This window comes from Streptomyces sp. NPDC006393 (assembly GCF_040628575.1).
Lineage (GTDB): Bacteria > Actinomycetota > Actinomycetes > Streptomycetales > Streptomycetaceae > Streptomyces.
On the sequence record NZ_JBEXZD010000002.1, the window covers coordinates 159,000 to 176,268 of the forward strand.

The following is a 17,269-nucleotide window of genomic DNA, read 5'->3' on the forward strand; positions in this document are numbered from 1 at the left end:
GGGACGGTCGAAGGCGGCTGCTTCAGGCCGCGCTGCCGCGCAGCTCCGCCAGGGCGGCGGGGGTCAGCCGCCGGGGCACGTGATCGGCGTCGACGAGGACGACGGTGCAGTGGGCGGAGTGGGTCAGGGCGGTCGTGAGGCTGCCGTCGGCGAACTGGGCGAGAGGACCGCGCGGCGAGCGGCCGACGGCGACGGCGCGGGCACCCACCTGATCGGCGTGCCGGGCCAGGGCCCGGCCGGCGGCGGCATGGTCGCCGACGCTGGTGAGGATCTGTCCGGTGGCGGCGACGCCGTGGGCGGCCAGCCGGTCCAGGTGTGCGGTGACGGCGGCCCGGGCCTGGTCGGCGGTCTCGGTGTCGGCGGCCTGCTCTTCGATCACGGCCGTCTGCTGTATGTGGACGACCTCCAGAGGGCTGCCGGTGTCACGGGCCAGGCGGGCCGCCGCGTCGACGATGGCGGCGGCCTTGTGGTGGGCGCCGACGGCGACGACGACCGGGGGCACGTCGCCGGCGACCGGTGCGCCGACCGCGGTGAACGACGGCGTCACCGGCTCACTCTCCTCGGGATGCGTCTCGGCCCGGCGGAGCAGCCGGTGGCCGCTGGCGAGCACCGGGATGGCGAGGAGGAAGGTGGCCGCACCCAGGTAGAAGGGGACGCTGAGGTCGGTGGCGTCGGCGAGCTTGCCGGCGACGTAGGGGGCCAGGCCGCCGCCGATGAAGCGCAGGAAGCCGTAGGCGGAGGAGGCCACGGGCCGCTCGACCGGGGAGACGAGCATGACGGCCTGGGTGGTGAGCGTGTTGTTGATGCCGATGAAGGCGCCGCTGACGATGACCGCGACGATGACCACGGTGGGCGTGGCGACACCGGCGGCGATGACCGCCATCACGATGCCGAGGCCGAGGAGGTTGGCGTACAGGACCGGGGCGGTGCCGTACCGGGCCTGAAGGCGCGGGGCGAAGAAGACGCTGAACGCGGCCACCAGCAGGCCCCAGCCGGTGAAGACGAGCCCGAGCTCATGGGCGCTGAGCTTCATCGGGTACGGGGCGTAGCCGAGCATGGTGAAGAAGCCCCAGTTGTACAGCAGGGCCATGATGCCCATGGTCAGCAGGCCGCGGTGGCGCAGCGCCCTGAGCGGGGCGACGGGGGAGGTGGGGCGCTTCGGCTTGGGCAGGGAGGGCACGAAGGCGAGGGTGGCGACCAGGGCGACGGCCATGAGCACGGCGACACCGAAGAACGGGCCGCGCCAGCTGATCGCGCCCAACTCGCCGCCCAGCAGCGGGCCCACGGCGATGCCGAGCCCGAGCGCGGTCTCGTAGAGGATGATCGCGCCGCCGAAGCCGCCGCTGGCGGAGGCGACGATCACGGCCAGGGAGGTGGCGATGAACAGGGCGTTGCCCAGGCCCCAGCCGGCGCGGAAGCCGACGATGCCGTTGATGGAGCCGGTGGAGCCGGCCAGGGCGGCGAAGACCACGATGACGGCCAGGCCTATGACCAGGGTGCGCTTGGCGCCGAACCGGCTGGAGAACCAGCCGACGAACAGCATCGCGACCGCGGTGACGATCAGGTAGCTGCTGAACAGCAGGGAGACCTGGCTGGGGGAGGCGTGCAGGCTCTCCGCGAGGGCGGGCAGGATCGGGTCGACGAGACCGATGCCCATGAACGAGATCACGCAGGCGAACGCCACGGCCCAGACGGCCTTCGGTTGCCTGAACGGGCTGGCGGTCTTCCCGTGCGGTGCACTCATTACCGCTTCTACTCCAGTCATGTGACGACGGGGACGGTGGTGTGTGGAGACAGTGGGTGAGGGACGGGGGTGCGGGACGGGGGGTGCGGGGCAGAGGGTGAGGGTGAGCGGGGTGCGGTCAGGAACGCGCCCGGTGGTCCTGGACCGCGCGGGCCAGCGCGGGAAGGGCGGTCCGCACCGCCTGCCGCTCGGGTTCGGACAGTTCCTCGACGAGCTGTCGCAGGGCATGCGCGCGCTCGGCCCGCCGCTGCCGGAACACCTCCAGACCGGTGTCGGTGGCCTCCACCAGGACCCCCCGGCCGTCCGTGCGGTCGGCGGTGCGCCGTACCAGCCCGGCACGCTCCAGGCGGGTGACGAGTTGAGTCATGTTGGGCTGCGAGACGTTCTCCGCCCGGGCCAGTTCGGTCAGCCGCTGCGGCCCTTCGCGGCCCAGCCGGCCCAGTGCGGACGAGGCCGCGGTGCTCAGTCCGCCCGCCGTCGCGCTCTGCCGCACGTACCGGACCAACTGCTCGACGGCGATCATCAGGTCCTCGGCGGACGTGTCCGGAGGGACGGATCCGGGATCCATAACCCGCTTATGCATAAGCTCATTATGCATCTGCGTGTATGGCACATCAATACTTCCGCACCCACGTTCGCGATCCGCCGCGAGGGGCGCCGGACGTGGCGGACCGCTGTATGGGGCATCCCGTCAGTGATCGGCGCGGGCCCGCCGCGGACAGCGCGCGGGGCCGTGGTGGACGTACCGTAAGCAGGTGTTCTCCTTCGCCGGCATCGCGACGGCCGTGCTCGACGGGCACGGCGCCGTGCTGCGCTGGTCCCGGGCGGCGTGCGACCTGCTGGGGTGGACCGCGGAAGAGGTCCGCGGACGGCCGTTTCGGGCCCTGTTCGCCGACACGCGCCCCGACGCGGACCACGGAGGCCTTCCGGCGCGGGGCCGCGCGCGGCTGCGGCATCGCGGCGGCGCTCCGGTCGACGTCACGTTCCGGGTGCTGGACCTCCACCCCGCGGACCAGTCCGTGGTGCTCTTGGCGCCGACCCGGTGCGCGGACGACTGGGAGCAGGGCGCGAGCACGCTGCGGGCCCTGCTCGCCCAGGACCACGTGGGGATCGCCCTGCACGACCCGGACCTGACCCTCGTACGGAGCAACCTCACCTCCGGCCTGCCGGGCGGCGCCGTCCTTCCCCCGGGGAGCCGGCCGCGCGACGTACTCTCGCCGCAGGACGCGGAGGCCGGCGAGGCCGCGCTGCGCCGCGTCCTGCGGACGGGTGCGTCCTTGACCGGGAAGGCCCTGAGCCTGCGGTCGGCGCAGGACGGCCCGCCGCGGCGGGTCTCGCTCTGGGCGTTCCGCGTGGAGGACGCCGCGGGTGTCCCCGAAGGCGTCCTCGCGCTGTACGTCGACACCCTCGCGCTGCAACGGGCCCGCCGCGAACTGGATCTGCTGCAACGGGCGGCCGACCGGATCGGCGGCTCCCTCGACCCCAGGCGTGCCGCCCAGGACCTGGCGGACGTCCTCGTTCCCGCCCTCGGGGACCTGTCGTCCGTCTCGCTCGCCGAGGCCGTGCTCCACGGCGACGAGCCCCCGAGGACGCGCGGCGGAGGAGATCTGCACCTGCGGCGGGCCGCCGTGGCCTCGGCCGCCGGGCCCTTCCCCGACGTCCTGCTCCAGCCGGGCGAGACGGTGCCTCAGCTGGTGGCGACGGCCGAACTGCGGGGGCTCCAGCACGGCCGGGCCGCGGTCTTCGACCCGGCGGCCGTGGCCCTGTTGTTCGACGATCGCGCGCAGCTCAGGCGCATCGTCCCGGACGGCGGGCACTCGGCCCTGTGGGCTCCGCTGTTCGCGCGCGGCCTGGTCCTCGGCACCGTCGCGGTGTGGCGCACCGAGCAGCCGGACGCGTTCGACGAGCAGGACGTGGACATGCTCACCGAGATCGCCTCCCGCTCCGCGCTGAACGTCGACAACGCCCGCCGCTACCTGCGCGAGCGCCGCTCCGTGCTCGCCCTTCAGCAGCGCCTGCTGCCCCGGCCGACGACCGACAGCCCGGCGGCGGAGACGGCGGGCCTGTACCGGCCGGCCGGGGGCGGCTCGGGCATCAGCGGCGACTGGTACGACGTGATCCCCCTGCCCTCCTTCCGGGTCGCCCTCGCCGCCGGTGACGTCTCCGGCCAGGGGCTGTACGCCACCGCCACCATGGGCCGGCTGCGCACCGCGGTCCGCACGCTCGCCGACCTCGAGCTCGATCCGACCGAACTCCTCACCCACCTCGACGACGGTGTGCGGCAACTGGCCGGTGAGTCGGACGCGCAGAGCGACGTCGACTCCACCTGTCTGTACGCCGTCTACGACCCGATCACCTGCCTGTGCCACCTGGCGAGCGCCGGTCACCCGTCCCCGGTCGTGGTCCGGCCCGACGGCACCGTCAAGGTGGTCGACGTCTCCGCGGGGCCGCCGCTGGGCGTGGGTGGCATGCCGTTCGAGACGGCCACCGTCGACCTGGAGCCCGGCAGTGTGCTGGCCCTGTACAGCAAGGGCCTGATCGAGCGCGACGACGCCGACACCGAGAGCGGACTGCGATGGCTGACGGAGAGCCTCGCGGCCTCGTGCGGGCCCGGCCGGTCCCTGGCCGACGTGGGCCGGGGGTTGCTGGCCGACCTCCCGGACGGCCGGCAGTACGACGACATCGCCCTGCTTCTGGCCCGTACCCGGGCGGTGCCGGCCGAGTCCACGGCGAGCTGGGAGTTCACCGCGACCCCGGCCGACGTCTCCGCCGCCCGCGAGGCCGTCGCCCGGCAGCTCACCGACTGGGGGCTGGACGAGCTGGTCTTCACCACCGAGCTGATCGTCAGCGAACTGGTCACCAACGCGGTCCGGCACGCGGGCGGCCCGATCGGCCTGCGGCTCATCCGCGGCGACGTACTGGTCTGCGAGGTCACCGACCCCAGCAGCACCCAGCCCCGGCTGCGCCGGGCCCGCTGGACCGACGAGGGGGGACGCGGGCTCTTCCTCGTCGCCCAGCTCAGCCTCCGCTGGGGCAGCCGCTACGGCCGCGGCGGCAAGACCATCTGGTCCGAGCAGGCCCTGGCGCCGCCCGCGGTCGACTTCGAGACGCTCATGTGATCGGCACCCACACTCGGTACTGAATATCCGGGCAGCGGTATTCAGTACCATACGCGGGGCGAGTGATCGCCGAGGGCCGAGACAGAGAAGGACGACCGCCCATGAGCAAGCCACCCGCGCGGCTCCGACTCGCCGACGCCGCCTTCGCCCTCTTCGACGAGCGAGGATACGAGCAGACCACCGTCGACGACATCGCCGAACGGGCCGGAGTGGGACGTACGACGTTCTTCCGGCACTACCGGTCCAAGGAAGCGGTCATCTTCCCCGACCACGACCGGTTGCTGGACCTGATCCGGGACCGGCTCGCGACCTCCAGTCACAGCACCGCCCTGGTCGCCGTCTCGGACGCGGTCCGCCTGGTGCTGCTCCACTACGTCGACGAGGGCGACCTCGCACGCCGGCGATACGCCCTGACCAGCAAGGTCTCCACCCTGCGCGACCGCGAGATCGCCAGCGTGGCCCGCTACCAGCGGCTGTTCCGCGAGTTCATCGCGGACTGGATGGGCGACCCCACGCAGTCGGCGTCCCTGCGGGCCGAGATCATGGCGGCGGCCGTGGTCGCCGCCCACAACCATGTGCTGCGCCGGTGGCTGCGGGGCGAGTCCCCGGACCCCGTCCGGGAAGTGGACGAGGCGATGGCCGAGGTGCTCGCCCTCTTCCCGGCGCCCTCGGGCCACGACGACGGCGGTGCCGGCGGTACCACGGTCGTCGCGTTCCGGACCGGACAGGACCTCGACGCGCTGCTGCCGTCGCTGCGACGGCTCGTGGAGGGCGGGACCGGCGCCGGGCACCCACAGCCCGGCCGGGCGCGCCAGGGGATCGAGCCGGCTCGCTGACCGGCGGAGCCGCCACCCCGGGCGCGGCGGCTCGGCGGCCACCCCCGGCGCAGACCGAACGCCTGCGGGGGATACCGTCCCGGGGAGGAACTGTGCCGACTCGTCCCCTCTGGGGCGAAGGAGAACGATGCGCATGATCGCCGACGCGGTGACCGATCCGTCCGTGGTGGGCGTCCAGAGCATGCGGACGGCCGGGGGCCCGGCGGAGCCGACCGTCGGCCATGTCCTGTCCTCGTGGCAGCCGGACGTGCCGGCACTGGTCCTGGTGATCGTGCTGGGCGGGCTGTACGGCTGGGGTGTGCTGCGGCTGCGCCGGCAGGGCGGTTCCTGGCCGCTCGCCCGTGTCGCGGCCTTCGTGGTGCTCGGTCTCGGTGCGCTGGTGGTGGCCACGATGTCGGCGCTGGCCGTGTACGACCACGTCCTGTTCTGGCCGGCCGCGGTGCAGAACATCCTGCTCGATCTCCTGGCGCCGCTCGGTCTGGCCCTGGGCGATCCCCTGCGGCTGGCCGTCGAGGCGCTGCCCGGCGCCCGGGGGGCGCGCGTCCGGCGCGCGGTCACCGGCCGGGTGGTGCGCGTACTGACGTTTCCGCTGGTCAGTACGGCTCTGGTGCTCACCACCGAGCTGGTCGTCTACTTCACGCCGTACTTCGCCACCGCACTGCGCGTCGGCTGGCTGCACGAGCTGATGTACCTGCACCTGCTCGCGGCCGGCTGCCTCTTCGTCGTCCCGGTGCTCACCCACGAGCAGACGCTTCCCTCCTGGTGCACGCACCCGGTGAGGGCCGCGCTGGTGTTCCTGGACGGGATCGTCGACGCGGTGCCGGGGGTCGTGGTGATGACCCATGGCACCCTCATCGCGGGCGCCTGGTACCTGCACCACGCGCCCGCCTGGGCGCCCGATGTACGTCATGACCAGCAGATCGGCGGCGGCGCCATGCTGAGCATCGCCGAACTGGTCGCGCTGCCCTTCCTGCTGTCGATCCTGGTCCAGTGGGCCCGTGCCGAGCGGATCCAGAACGCGGCCCTCGACCGCCGTCTCGACAGGGAACTCCTCCGGGCCGCCCCGCCGGCCGGCGAACAGGCCGAGGACCCCGGCTCCGCCGCCACGCCGGCTCCCGAGCGCGTACGCCCCTGGTGGGAGACCGAGCAGAACGACGTCGCCGCCAGGATCCGCCGCCAGCGCTGATCGGCCCGGTCTGATCGGCCGGTCTGATCGGCCCGGTCTGATCGGCCGGTCTGATCGGCCCGGCCTGATCCGCTCGGCCTGATCCGCCCCGCCCGACGGAGCGGCGCTCACTCGATCGGGTGAGCCCCGGCGGACGGACAGGAGAACCGGACCCGGCGGGAGAGGCGAACAGTCCGGCCGCCGGGCGGTCCGGCCGCCCGGCGCGGCCGTGGTCCGCCGCGTTCGGCCCTCACCGGACCGTCGCCCCGTCCCCCTCACCCGGCCATGCCGGACCCCCTGCCCAGCCCGACACCATCGGTGCGGCGCACACGATCGCCCTACGACGCGCGCGGCGAAAACCGCCCTTGCACACTGCAAGGGCGGGTACCCGGGAAGAGTCCCGCACGCTCCAGGAAGGCGGTCGCCCCTGATGAGTCGCACAACTCCCCTCGACGCCCCGTCGGTGGACACGGTGGATCTGGCCGGGCTGGAGGCGGCGCTGCGCGCGACGGTGGACGCCGAGGTCCGCTTCGACGCCGGGAGCAGAGGCGCGTACGTCACGGACGGCTCCAACTACCGTCAGGTGCCCCTCGGCGTGGTCGTGCCGCGCAGCGTGGAGGCGGGCGCCGAGGCGGTCGGGGTGTGCGCCCGGTTCGGGGCCCCGGTGCTGTCCCGCGGCGGCGGCACCAGCCTGGCCGGCCAGTCCACCAACACCGCCGTGGTGATCGACTGGACCAAGTACTGCCACGGTCTGATCTCCGTCGACCCCGACGCCCGCACCTGCGTCGTGGAGCCGGGCATCGTCCTCGACGAGCTCAACAAGCGGCTCTCCGACCACCGTCTGCAGTTCGGGCCGAAGCCCTCCACCCACCGCCAGTGCACGCTGGGCGGAATGATCGGCAACAACTCCTGCGGCGCCTCCGCGCAGGCCTACGGCAAGACCGTCGACAACGTCCGCCGGCTCGAGGTCCTCACCTACGACGGGCTGCGCATGTGGGTCGGGCCCACCTCCGACGCCGAGCGGGCCAGGATCGCCGCCGAGGGCGGACGCAGAGCCGAGATCCATGCCGGTCTCGACCGCATCGCCACCGAGTACCTGGCCGACATCCGGCGCGGCTACCCGAAGATCCCGCGCCGGGTCTCCGGCTACAACCTCGACTCGCTGCTCCCGGAGAACGGCTTCGACGTCGCCCGCGCCCTGGTCGGCAGCGAGGGCACCCTGGTGACCGTCCTGCGGGCCGAACTCGATCTGGTGCCGGTGCCGCCGTACCAGTCGCTGCTGGTGCTCGGCTACGACGACATCTGCCGGGCCGGCGACGACGTCGCCCGGCTGCTGGAGCACTGCTCGCCCAGCCAACTGGAGGCGCTGGACGGGCGGATGGCGCAGCTGATGCGGGAGGAGGGCGTCCACCTGGACTCGCTCGACGTCCTGCCCGAGGGCGACAGCTGGCTGCTCGTGCAGTACAGCGGCGACAGCCAGGAGGACGTCGACGAGCAGGCGCACGCGCTGCTGCGCGCCATCGGCCGCGGCGAGAAGGACCCCACCGTGGCCTTCTCCGACGACCCCGCCCGCGAGGACAAGATGCTCAAGGCCCGCGAGGCCGGCCTCGGGGTGACCGCGCGCCCGCCGGACGACCGGGAGACCTGGGAGGGCTGGGAGGACTCCGCCGTCCCGCCCGAACGGCTCGGCGACTATCTGCGCGACCTGAAGAAGCTGTTCGGGGAGTTCGGCTACGACGACCCCTCGCTGTACGGGCACTTCGGGCAGGGCTGCGTCCACACCCGTATCCCCTTCGGACTGAAGACCGCCGAGGGCGTCGCCGACTTCCGGCGCTTCGTCGAGCGCGCCGCCGACCTCGTGTCCTCCTACGGCGGCTCCCTGTCCGGTGAGCACGGCGACGGCCAGTCCCGGGGCGAGCTGCTGACCCGGATGTTCGGCGAGCGGCTGGTCGGCGCGTTCGGCGAGCTGAAGAGGCTGTTCGACCCGGACAACCGGATGAACCCCGGCAAGGTCGTCGACCCCAACCCGGTCGACGGGCAGTTGCGCCTGGGCGCCTCATGGCGGCCGGCCACACCCGAGACGCACTTCGGCTACCCGGAGGACGAGCACTCCTTCACCCGCGCGGTGATGCGCTGCGTCGGCATCGGCAACTGCCGCGGCCACGAAGGCGGCGTGATGTGCCCCTCCTACCGGGCCACGCTGGAGGAGGAGCACTCCACCCGGGGCCGGGCCCGGCTGCTGTTCGAGATGCTCGGCGGCCACGCGGACTCCACCATCACCGACGGCTGGCGCTCCACCGCCGTGAAGGACGCCCTCGACCTGTGCCTGGCCTGCAAGGGCTGCAAGTCGGACTGCCCGGTGAACGTCGACATGGCCACGTACAAGGCCGAGTTCCTCTCCCACCACTACGCGGGCCGGCTGCGCCCGGCCGCCCACTACTCCCTGGGCTGGCTGCCGGTGTGGGCCCGGCTCTCCCGGCTCTCGCCGTCCCTGGTCAACACGTTGCTCCAGGCGCCGGTGCTGGCCCGGGCGGGCAAGGCGCTGGCGGGCGTGGCCGGTCAGCGGCCGGCACCGGTGTTCGCCCGGCAGTCGTTCCTCCAGTGGTGGCGGGAGCGCGGGACGCCGGAGCCGGACCCGGCCGGTCCGCGGACCGTGGTGTTGTGGCCGGACACCTTCAGCACCTACTTCCACCCGTCGATCGCGATCTCGGCCGTCCGGGTGCTCGAGGACGCGGGCTTCGACGTCGCCGTACCCACCGAGCCGGTGTGCTGCGGCCTGACGTGGATCTCCACCGGGCAGCTGACCACCGCCGAGAAGGTCCTGCGGCGCACCCTCGACGTGCTGCGCCCCTACCTGGACGCGGGCACCCCGGTCATCGGCCTGGAACCGTCCTGCACCGCCGTGTTCCGCGCCGACGCGCCCGAACTGATGCCCGCCGACCAGGACGTCAAGCGCCTGGCCGGGCAGGTGCGCACGTTCGCCGAGCAGTTGGTGCACCACGCGCCCGACGGCTGGCGACCGCCGCGGCTCGCCCGGCAGGCGACCGTGCAGACGCACTGCCACCAGCACGCGATCATGAAGTTCGAGGCCGACCGGGAACTGATGCGCCGCGCCCACCTCGACGCCGACGTCCTGGACGAGGGCTGTTGCGGGCTGGCCGGCAACTTCGGCTTCGAACGCGGCCACCACGAGGTCTCCATGGCCGTCGCGGAACAGGGCGTGCTGCCCGCCGTCCGCGCGGCGGCCCCCGACAGCCTGGTCCTCGCCGACGGCTTCAGCTGCCGCACCCAGATCGAACAGGGCCGCACCGGCCGCCGGGCCCTGCACCTGGCCGAGGTGCTTGCCCTCGGCCTCGACGGGAACCTGCCCAGTGAGCAGCCCGAGCGCCTGGCCGTCCGGCCCGCCACGCCCTCCCGCGCGGCCCGGTGGGCGGTCACCGCGGGCGCGGCGGGCACCGCCGTGCTCACGGCGGCGGCCACGACCGCCACGGGACGGCGAACCCTGCGGCGCCTGCTCCGGCCGTGACGGCGCCCTGCCGAAAACAACCCCCGAACCCCCCGAAAGGTTGTCGAACATGTCGATGAAGGTCTCCGACCACGTCCTCGAGCGCCTGCGCGACTGGGGTGTGGAGTACGTCTTCGCCTACCCCGGCGACGGCATCAACGGGCTGCTCGCGGCCTGGGGCCGGGCCGACGACAACCCGCGCTTCATCCAGTCCCGGCACGAGGAGATGTCCGCCTTCGAGGCCGTCGGCTACGCCAAGTTCTCCGGCAAGGTCGGAGTGTGCGCCGCCACCTCCGGCCCCGGCGCCATCCACCTCCTGAACGGCCTGTACGACGCCAAGCTCGACCACGTCCCCGTCGTCGCGATCGTCGGGCAGACCAACCGCAGCGCCATGGGCGGCTCCTACCAGCAGGAGGTCGACCTGCTCAACCTGTACAAGGACGTCGCGTCCGACTTCTGCGAGATGGTCACCGTCCCCGAGCAGCTGCCCAACGTGCTGGACCGGGCGATGCGCACCGCCATGGCCCGCCGCTCGGTGACGGCCGTCATCCTCCCCGCAGACGTGCAGGAACTGGACTACTCGCCGCCCGAGCACGCCTTCAAGATGGTCCCCTCCAGCCTGGGCATGCCGCAGTACGCGCCGGTGCCCTCCGACGACGACCTCGAGCGCGCCGCCGAGGTGCTCAACGCGGGCGAGAAGGTCGCCATCCTCATCGGGCAGGGCGCGCGCGGGGCCCGGCAGGAGGTCATGGCGGCCGCCGACCGGCTCGGCGCCGGCGTCGCCAAGGCACTGCTCGGCAAGGACGCCCTCGACGACGACCTGCCCTACGTCACCGGCGCCATCGGCCTGCTCGGCACCCGGCCGTCGTACGAGCTGATGGAGAACTGCGACACCCTCCTCGTCATCGGCTCGTCCTTCCCCTACACCCAGTTCCTGCCCGAGTTCGGAAAGGCGCGGGCCGTGCAGATCGACATCGACCCGCACATGGTCGGCCTGCGCTACCCGTTCGAGGTGAACCTCGTCGGCGACGCCCGCGAGACGCTGACCCGGCTGCTGCCGCTGCTGAAGGCGCACAAGAACAAGAGCTGGCGCAAGAAGATCGAGAAGGACACCGCCCGCTGGTGGCAGGTCATGGAGCGGCGCGCCGCCGTCGCCGCCGAACCGATCAACCCCGAGTACGTCGCCCACTCCCTCGACGCCCTGCTGCCCGAGGACGTCATCCTCGCCTCCGACTCCGGCTCCGCGGCCAACTGGTACGCACGCCATCTGAGGATGCGCGGCGCCATGCGCGGATCGCTGTCCGGCACGCTCGCCACCATGGGGCCCGGAGTGCCGTACGTCATCGGCGCCAAGTTCGCGCACGGCGACCGCCCGGCGATCGCCCTGGTCGGCGACGGCGCCATGCAGATGAACGGCATGGCCGAGCTGATCACCATCGCCAAGTACTGGAAGGAGTGGGAGGACCCCCGCCTGATCGTGGCCGTGCTGAACAACCAGGACCTCAACCAGGTCACCTGGGAGATGCGCGCCATGGCGGGCGCCCCGCAGTTCCTGCCCTCCCAGTCGATCCCCGACGTCGCCTACGCCGACTTCGCCCGCTCCCTCGGCCTGAACGGCGTGCGGATCGAGGAGCCGGGCGAGGTGAAGGGCGCCTGGGCGACCGCGCTGGCCGGCGACAGGCCGTGCGTGCTCGACTTCGTCACCGACCCCGCCGTACCGCCCATCCCGCCGCACGCCACCCTCGACCAGATCGAGGCCGCCGCGGAGTCCGTCCTCAAGGGCGACAGTGACCGGGCCGCCATGGTCCGCCAGGGCTTCAAGGCCAAGGTGCAGGAGTTCCTGCCCGTGGGGCGCCACCGCACGGAGCGGCCGCACGCCAGGCACGCGCCGTGAGCGGGAGCCCGGCCGTGGAGGGGGTGGGCACCGCGGTGTCCGCCACTTCCGCCCCTTCCCCGCAGACAGAGGCACCGCAGACGGAGACATCGGAGACAGAGACATCGGAGACAGAGACATCGGAGACAGAGACATCCAAGACAGAGGCACCTCCGACATGAGCACCACCACCTTCCCGCCGCACGCCCTGCACGACTACGCGCTGCTGGCCGACGGGGAGCGCGGCGCACTGATCGGACCGGACGGCGCCGTCACCTGGCTGTGCGCCCCCACCTGGCACGACGACGCCGTCTTCGCCTCCCTCATCGGCGGCCGCGGCGTCTACGCCGTCACCCCGCGCGGCCGCTACGTCCCCGGCGGCTACTACGAGGAGGGAACCCTGATCTGGCGCAGCCGCTGGGTCACCACCGACGGCGTCATCGAGTGCCGCGAGGCCCTCGCCTTCCCCGGCGAGGAGGACCACCTGGTCCTGCTGCGGCACCTGATGGCCGTCGACGGAACCGCCCATGTGCGGGTCGTCCTCGACCCGCACGCCGACTACGGGCGGGCACCGACGACCTCCCCGCACCGCGACGACGACGGCGTCTGGCACCTCAACTCCGGCCGTCACCGACTGCGCTGGCAGGGCGCACCGGCGGCGGTCGTCCGCGCCGAGGGACTGACCGCCGACCTCGTGCTGCGGCCCGGCGAGCACCACGACCTGGTCCTGGACTGCTCCGACGCCCCGCTGTCGCGCACACCGCCGCGGGCCGAGCAGTGCTGGGCCGCCACGGAGCAGGCCTGGCGGCGCGGCATGCCGACCATGGGACAGACCATCGCCCCCGGCGACGCCCGCCGCGCCTATGTGCTGCTGCGCGGCCTGACCTCGCACGGCGGTGGCATGGTCGCCGCGGCCACCACCAGCCTGCCCGAACGCGCCGAGGCGGGCCGCAACTACGACTACCGGTACGTGTGGATCCGCGACCAGAGCTACGCCGGACAGGCCGCGGCGGCCGTGGACGCCTCGGAACTCCTCGACGCCGCCGTCCGTTTCGTGGGCGAGCGGCTGCTGGCGGACGGCCCGCGGCTCGCCCCCGCGTACACCGTCCACGGCACACCCGTCCCCGACCAGCGCGAACTGGACCTGCCCGGCTACCCCGGCGGCTTCAGCCGGATCGGCAACAAGGTCTCCGGACAGTTCCAGCTGGACTGCTTCGGCGAGGCACTGCTGCTGTTCGCCACGGCCGCGCGCGCCGGCCGGCTGGACGGCGAGGGCTGGAAGGCCGCCGACCTCGCGGTCCGGGCCATAGCCGAGCGCCGGCGGGAACCCGACGCGGGCATCTGGGAACTCCACCCGGAACGATGGACCCACAGCAGGCTCATCTGCGCGGCCGGACTGCGCGCCCTGGCCCGCGTGGCACCGCACCACCCGCTCGCCGGCACGTGCGCCGAACTCGCCGACACCCTGCTGGCCGAGACCACCGCCACCAGCGTGCACGCCGACGGCCACTGGCAGCGCGCCCCGGACGACCCCAAGGTCGACGCCGCGCTGCTGCTGCCCGCCGTGCGCGGCGCGGTGCCCGCGGACGACCCGCGCACCCGCGCCACCCTCGCCCTCTGCCGCGAACAGCTGACCGAGGACCACTTCGTCTACCGCTTCCGGCACGACGACCGGCCGCTGGAACAGGCCGAGGGCGCGTTCCTGCTGTGCGGGTTCGTCATGGCGCTGGCCCAGCACCAGCAGGGCGACGACATCGACGCGCACCGCTGGTTCGAACGCAACCGCGGCGCCTGCGGTTCGTCCGGGCTGTACGCGGAGGAGTTCGACATCGCCCAGCGCCAACTGCGCGGCAACCTCCCGCAGGCCTTCGTCCACGCCCTGCTCCTGGAGACCGCCGCCCGCCTCGCCCAGGACCCCCAGCCGCCGGCGCGTAGCGCCGAGTGAGGAGCCGACCCATGCCCCAGACCGTCGTCATCACCGGAGCGAGCGCCGGCATCGGCCGCGCCACCGCGCGCGAGTTCGGCAGGCGCGGCGCCGACGTCGTCCTGATCGCCCGCGGCCGGGCAGGCCTGGACGCCGCCGCCAAGGAGGTCGAGTCGCTCGGTGGCCGGCCCCTCGTGCAGGTCGCCGACACCGCCGACGCCCGGCAGGTCGAAGCGGCCGCCGACGCCGCCGAGGAGGCGTTCGGTCCCATCGACGTCTGGATCAACTGCGCGTTCACCAGCGTCTTCGCGCCCTTCGACGAGATCACCGCCGAGGAGTTCCGGCGGGTCACCGAGGTGACCTACCTCGGCTTCGTCAACGGCACCCGCAGCGCGCTCCTGCGCATGCTGCCGCGCGACCACGGCACCATCGTGCAGGTCGGCTCGGCGCTCGGGGAGCGGGCCATCCCGCTCCAGTCGGCGTACTGCGGGGCCAAACACGCCATCAACGGCTTCACCTCCTCCCTGCGCACCGAACTGCTGCACCGCGGGAGCAAGGTACGGGTGACGATCGCCCAGATGCCGGCCGTGAACACCCCGCAGTTCTCCTGGGTGCGCTCCCGGCTGTCCCGGCATCCGCAGCCCGTCCCGCCGATCTACCAGCCGGAGGTCGCCGCCCGGGGCGTCGTGCACGCCGCCGACCATCCGGGGCGCAAGCAGTACTACATCGGCGCCAGCACCCTGGCGACCGTCTGGGCCAACCGTCTGGTCCCGGCCCTCCTCGACCGCTACCTGGCCCGGACCGGCTTCGACTCCCAGCAGACGGACCTGCGGCCCCCGAGCGGCGAGAGCAACCTGTTCGAACCCGTGGACCGGTCCGGGGGCGGCGATCACGGGGCCCACGGCATCTTCGACGACTCGGCGCACAGCCACTCCTTCGAGGCCGCTCTGGCCCGCCACCCCGCCGCCGTCGCCTCCGTGCTCGCCCTCGGCGCGGGCGTCGCCGCCACCGCGAAGGCCGCACTGAGCAGGCGCGCCCACGCCAACGCCGCATGAGGAGACTTCCATGACCGCATTCGACCGCCCGCGCCGCCTTCTCGACGAGGCGACCGACATCGTGGCCATCGTGGGCGGGGTGACCCACGACCGGGCCCGCGCCGTGCTGCGCGCGATGTCCGCGCACACGCACATCAAGGAACGGCACGTCGCCGAACTCGTCGTGGAGTGGGCGGTGTCGGGGCGGCTCCCGGCCGACCTGCGCCGGGAGCTCAGACTCCAGCTGGACACCGGCCGGACCGCACCGGCCGCCGAACCGGCCGCCCCCTGAGAAGGGGGGCGTACGGCGACCGCTGCGGACCCCGGCGGTACGGTCCCAGCGATCGGAGGTCCGGCGATTGGGGCTCCGGCGATCGGAGGTCCGGCGATCGGGAGCCCGGGCGAGCGGAGGTCCGGCCGAAGGTCCGCCGGACACGCCGTGCCGAGCGCCGTCGTCCTCTGCGATGATTCTCCGCGCCTGATCCTCCGCCCCCGCCGGGCGGAGCGGCGGAAGGGGGACACCATGGCACAGCACGACACCGGCCGAGGCCACGCCCGCCCCGGCCGGCCCGGGCAGCACCCCCTCGACCGCGAGGCCGAGGAGCTCGGCGTGGCCGTGATGGCCGCCTCCCGGCTGTTCGTGGCGATCTCCGCCCGCGCGCTCGCCTCCACCGACGACTCGCTCACCCTGCCCCAACTGCGGGCGCTGGTCGTGCTGGACACCTGCGGACCGGTCAAACTCGTCGTCCTGGCCGCCACGCTCGGGGTCAACCCCTCCACCGCGCTGCGCATGGTGGGACGGCTCGAAGCACTCGACCTGGTCGACCGCCGGACCAACCCGGCCAACCGGCGCGAGGTCGTGCTCAGCCTGACCGCCGACGGCCACGATCTGGTCACGCGGGTGCTCGCGCACCGGCGCGCGGAGATCCGCAAGCTGGTGCAGCGGCTGCCCACCGAGGAACGGGCCGTGCTCGTCCCCGCCCTGCACGCCCTGACCACGGCGGCGGCCGACGAGATGGCCGTGGACGTCTACGGGGACGCGCGCCTGGACCAGGGCATCGTGGACGATCCCATCGACCCGGCCTCCCCACCGCACCCCCAGGACGCCTAGGACGCCTAGGACGTCCAGGGCGCCCATGAGGACGCTGGTGCCGGGGGCCTTCTAACGGGCGGTGTCCTCGGGCGGGAGATCCGCGGGGTAGGGCTCACCGAAGTCGGCCGAGCGGCTGACCTTCTCCCAGGCGGTCGCCTCGGCGAGCCGGCGGCGGGAATGGTCCAGGGCCATGGCCGCCGCGTTCACACCCAGCAGGAGATGGGTCGGGACCCGGCCGCGTCGGACGGTCCGCACGATGATCTCGGCGGCGCGCCGAGGGTCGCCGGCCGCTCCGTCCACGCTCTGTCGCACCCGCCGGTTCATCGCTCCGACGGTCTCGTCGTAGGCGGCGGGGATCGGGTGGACCGTCATGGAGGAACCGGCCCAGTCGGTGGCGAAGCCGCTGGGTTCGACCACCATGACCCGCACGCCGAACGGTGCCGTCTCCGCGGCGAGGACGCGGCTGAAGCCGTCGACGGCGAACTTGGCCGCCTGGTAGGAGGCGATGCCCGGAGATCCGCCGACGTGCCCGCCGATCGAGGAGATCTGCACGACGGTGCCGGCCCCTTGACGGCGCAGGGTGGGGAGCGCGGCCCGGGTGACGTGGTAGACGCCCCAGAAGTTCGTCTCGAACTGGGCGCGGAAGTCGTCCTCGTCCGAGGTCTCGATGGGCGACACGTTCGCGTATCCCGCGTTGTTCACGAGCACGTCGATGCGCCCGAAGCGTGCGAGCGCCGCCTCGACGGCCTCGCGCGCCGCTTCGGGGCGAGTGACGTCCAGCGCGAGGGGATGAACGCGGTCGCCGTACGTACCCACTGCCTCGGCGAGGGCCTCGGGGCGGCGGGCGGTGGCCACGACGCGATCACCGGCCTCGAGGGCGGCGGTGACCAGGGCGCGGCCGAGGCCGCGCGACGAACCGGTGATGAACCAGACCTGTTGACTCATGCTTCTAGTGCAACACTGTTCTCTTATTTAC

At 73.2% G+C, this 17,269-nt stretch carries 12 protein-coding genes; 9 read left to right on the top strand and 3 right to left on the bottom strand.

Annotated features, from left to right (window positions below; translation table 11 throughout):
* Positions 1-22 precede the first annotated feature (22 nt).
* Both ABZ484_RS01745 and ABZ484_RS01750 read right to left on the bottom strand, forming a co-directional pair.
* Positions 23-1,744, bottom strand: coding sequence for an MFS transporter (locus tag ABZ484_RS01745; protein WP_358863897.1), 1,722 nt, complete (start codon positions 1,742-1,744; stop codon positions 23-25).
* A 118-nt stretch (positions 1,745-1,862) separates the two neighbouring features.
* Positions 1,863-2,327, bottom strand: a complete 465-nt coding sequence (locus ABZ484_RS01750) for a MarR family transcriptional regulator (RefSeq protein ID WP_358863898.1) — start codon at positions 2,325-2,327, stop codon at positions 1,863-1,865.
* A gap of 172 nt (positions 2,328-2,499) precedes the next feature.
* Between ABZ484_RS01750 and ABZ484_RS01755 the strand changes: the two genes are divergently transcribed.
* The 9 genes from ABZ484_RS01755 to ABZ484_RS01795 all read left to right on the top strand — a co-directional run bounded on the left by ABZ484_RS01755 (position 2,500) and on the right by ABZ484_RS01795 (position 16,311).
* Positions 2,500-4,863 (top strand): SpoIIE family protein phosphatase, encoded by a 2,364-nt coding sequence (locus tag ABZ484_RS01755; RefSeq protein ID WP_358863899.1) that lies wholly within the window; start codon positions 2,500-2,502, stop codon positions 4,861-4,863.
* 101 nt (positions 4,864-4,964) lie between these two features.
* The gene (locus ABZ484_RS01760; protein WP_358863900.1) at positions 4,965-5,699 is read left to right on the top strand and encodes a TetR/AcrR family transcriptional regulator; all 735 of its coding nucleotides are present in this window, start codon (positions 4,965-4,967) and stop codon (positions 5,697-5,699) included.
* Between the two features lie 127 nt (positions 5,700-5,826).
* On the top strand, positions 5,827-6,885 hold the full coding sequence (locus ABZ484_RS01765; protein ID WP_358863901.1) for a cytochrome c oxidase assembly protein: 1,059 nt from the start codon (positions 5,827-5,829) through the stop codon (positions 6,883-6,885).
* Positions 6,886-7,294: 409 nt separating this feature from the next.
* Positions 7,295-10,390 carry an FAD-linked oxidase C-terminal domain-containing protein gene (locus tag ABZ484_RS01770; RefSeq protein WP_358863902.1) on the top strand — a complete coding sequence of 1,032 codons (3,096 nt, stop codon included), beginning with the start codon at positions 7,295-7,297 and terminating at the stop codon, positions 10,388-10,390.
* Between the two features lie 49 nt (positions 10,391-10,439).
* Positions 10,440-12,263 carry a thiamine pyrophosphate-requiring protein gene (locus ABZ484_RS01775; protein ID WP_358863903.1) on the top strand — a complete coding sequence of 608 codons (1,824 nt, stop codon included), beginning with the start codon at positions 10,440-10,442 and terminating at the stop codon, positions 12,261-12,263.
* A gap of 157 nt (positions 12,264-12,420) precedes the next feature.
* Positions 12,421-14,187, top strand: a complete 1,767-nt coding sequence (locus ABZ484_RS01780; RefSeq protein WP_358863904.1) for a glycoside hydrolase family 15 protein — start codon at positions 12,421-12,423, stop codon at positions 14,185-14,187.
* A gap of 11 nt (positions 14,188-14,198) precedes the next feature.
* Positions 14,199-15,221, top strand: coding sequence for an SDR family oxidoreductase (locus ABZ484_RS01785; RefSeq protein WP_358863905.1), 1,023 nt, complete (start codon positions 14,199-14,201; stop codon positions 15,219-15,221).
* Positions 15,222-15,231: 10 nt separating this feature from the next.
* Positions 15,232-15,492 carry an ANTAR domain-containing protein gene (locus ABZ484_RS01790; protein WP_358863906.1) on the top strand — a complete coding sequence of 87 codons (261 nt, stop codon included), beginning with the start codon at positions 15,232-15,234 and terminating at the stop codon, positions 15,490-15,492.
* 231 nt (positions 15,493-15,723) lie between these two features.
* On the top strand, positions 15,724-16,311 hold the full coding sequence (locus ABZ484_RS01795) for a MarR family winged helix-turn-helix transcriptional regulator (protein WP_358863907.1): 588 nt from the start codon (positions 15,724-15,726) through the stop codon (positions 16,309-16,311).
* Positions 16,312-16,362: 51 nt separating this feature from the next.
* Here the strand turns inward: ABZ484_RS01795 and ABZ484_RS01800 are convergent, their stop codons facing one another.
* A complete protein-coding gene (locus ABZ484_RS01800) occupies positions 16,363-17,238 on the bottom strand; it encodes an SDR family NAD(P)-dependent oxidoreductase (protein WP_358863908.1) in 876 nt (291 codons plus the stop codon).
* Positions 17,239-17,269: the final 31 nt, after the last annotated feature.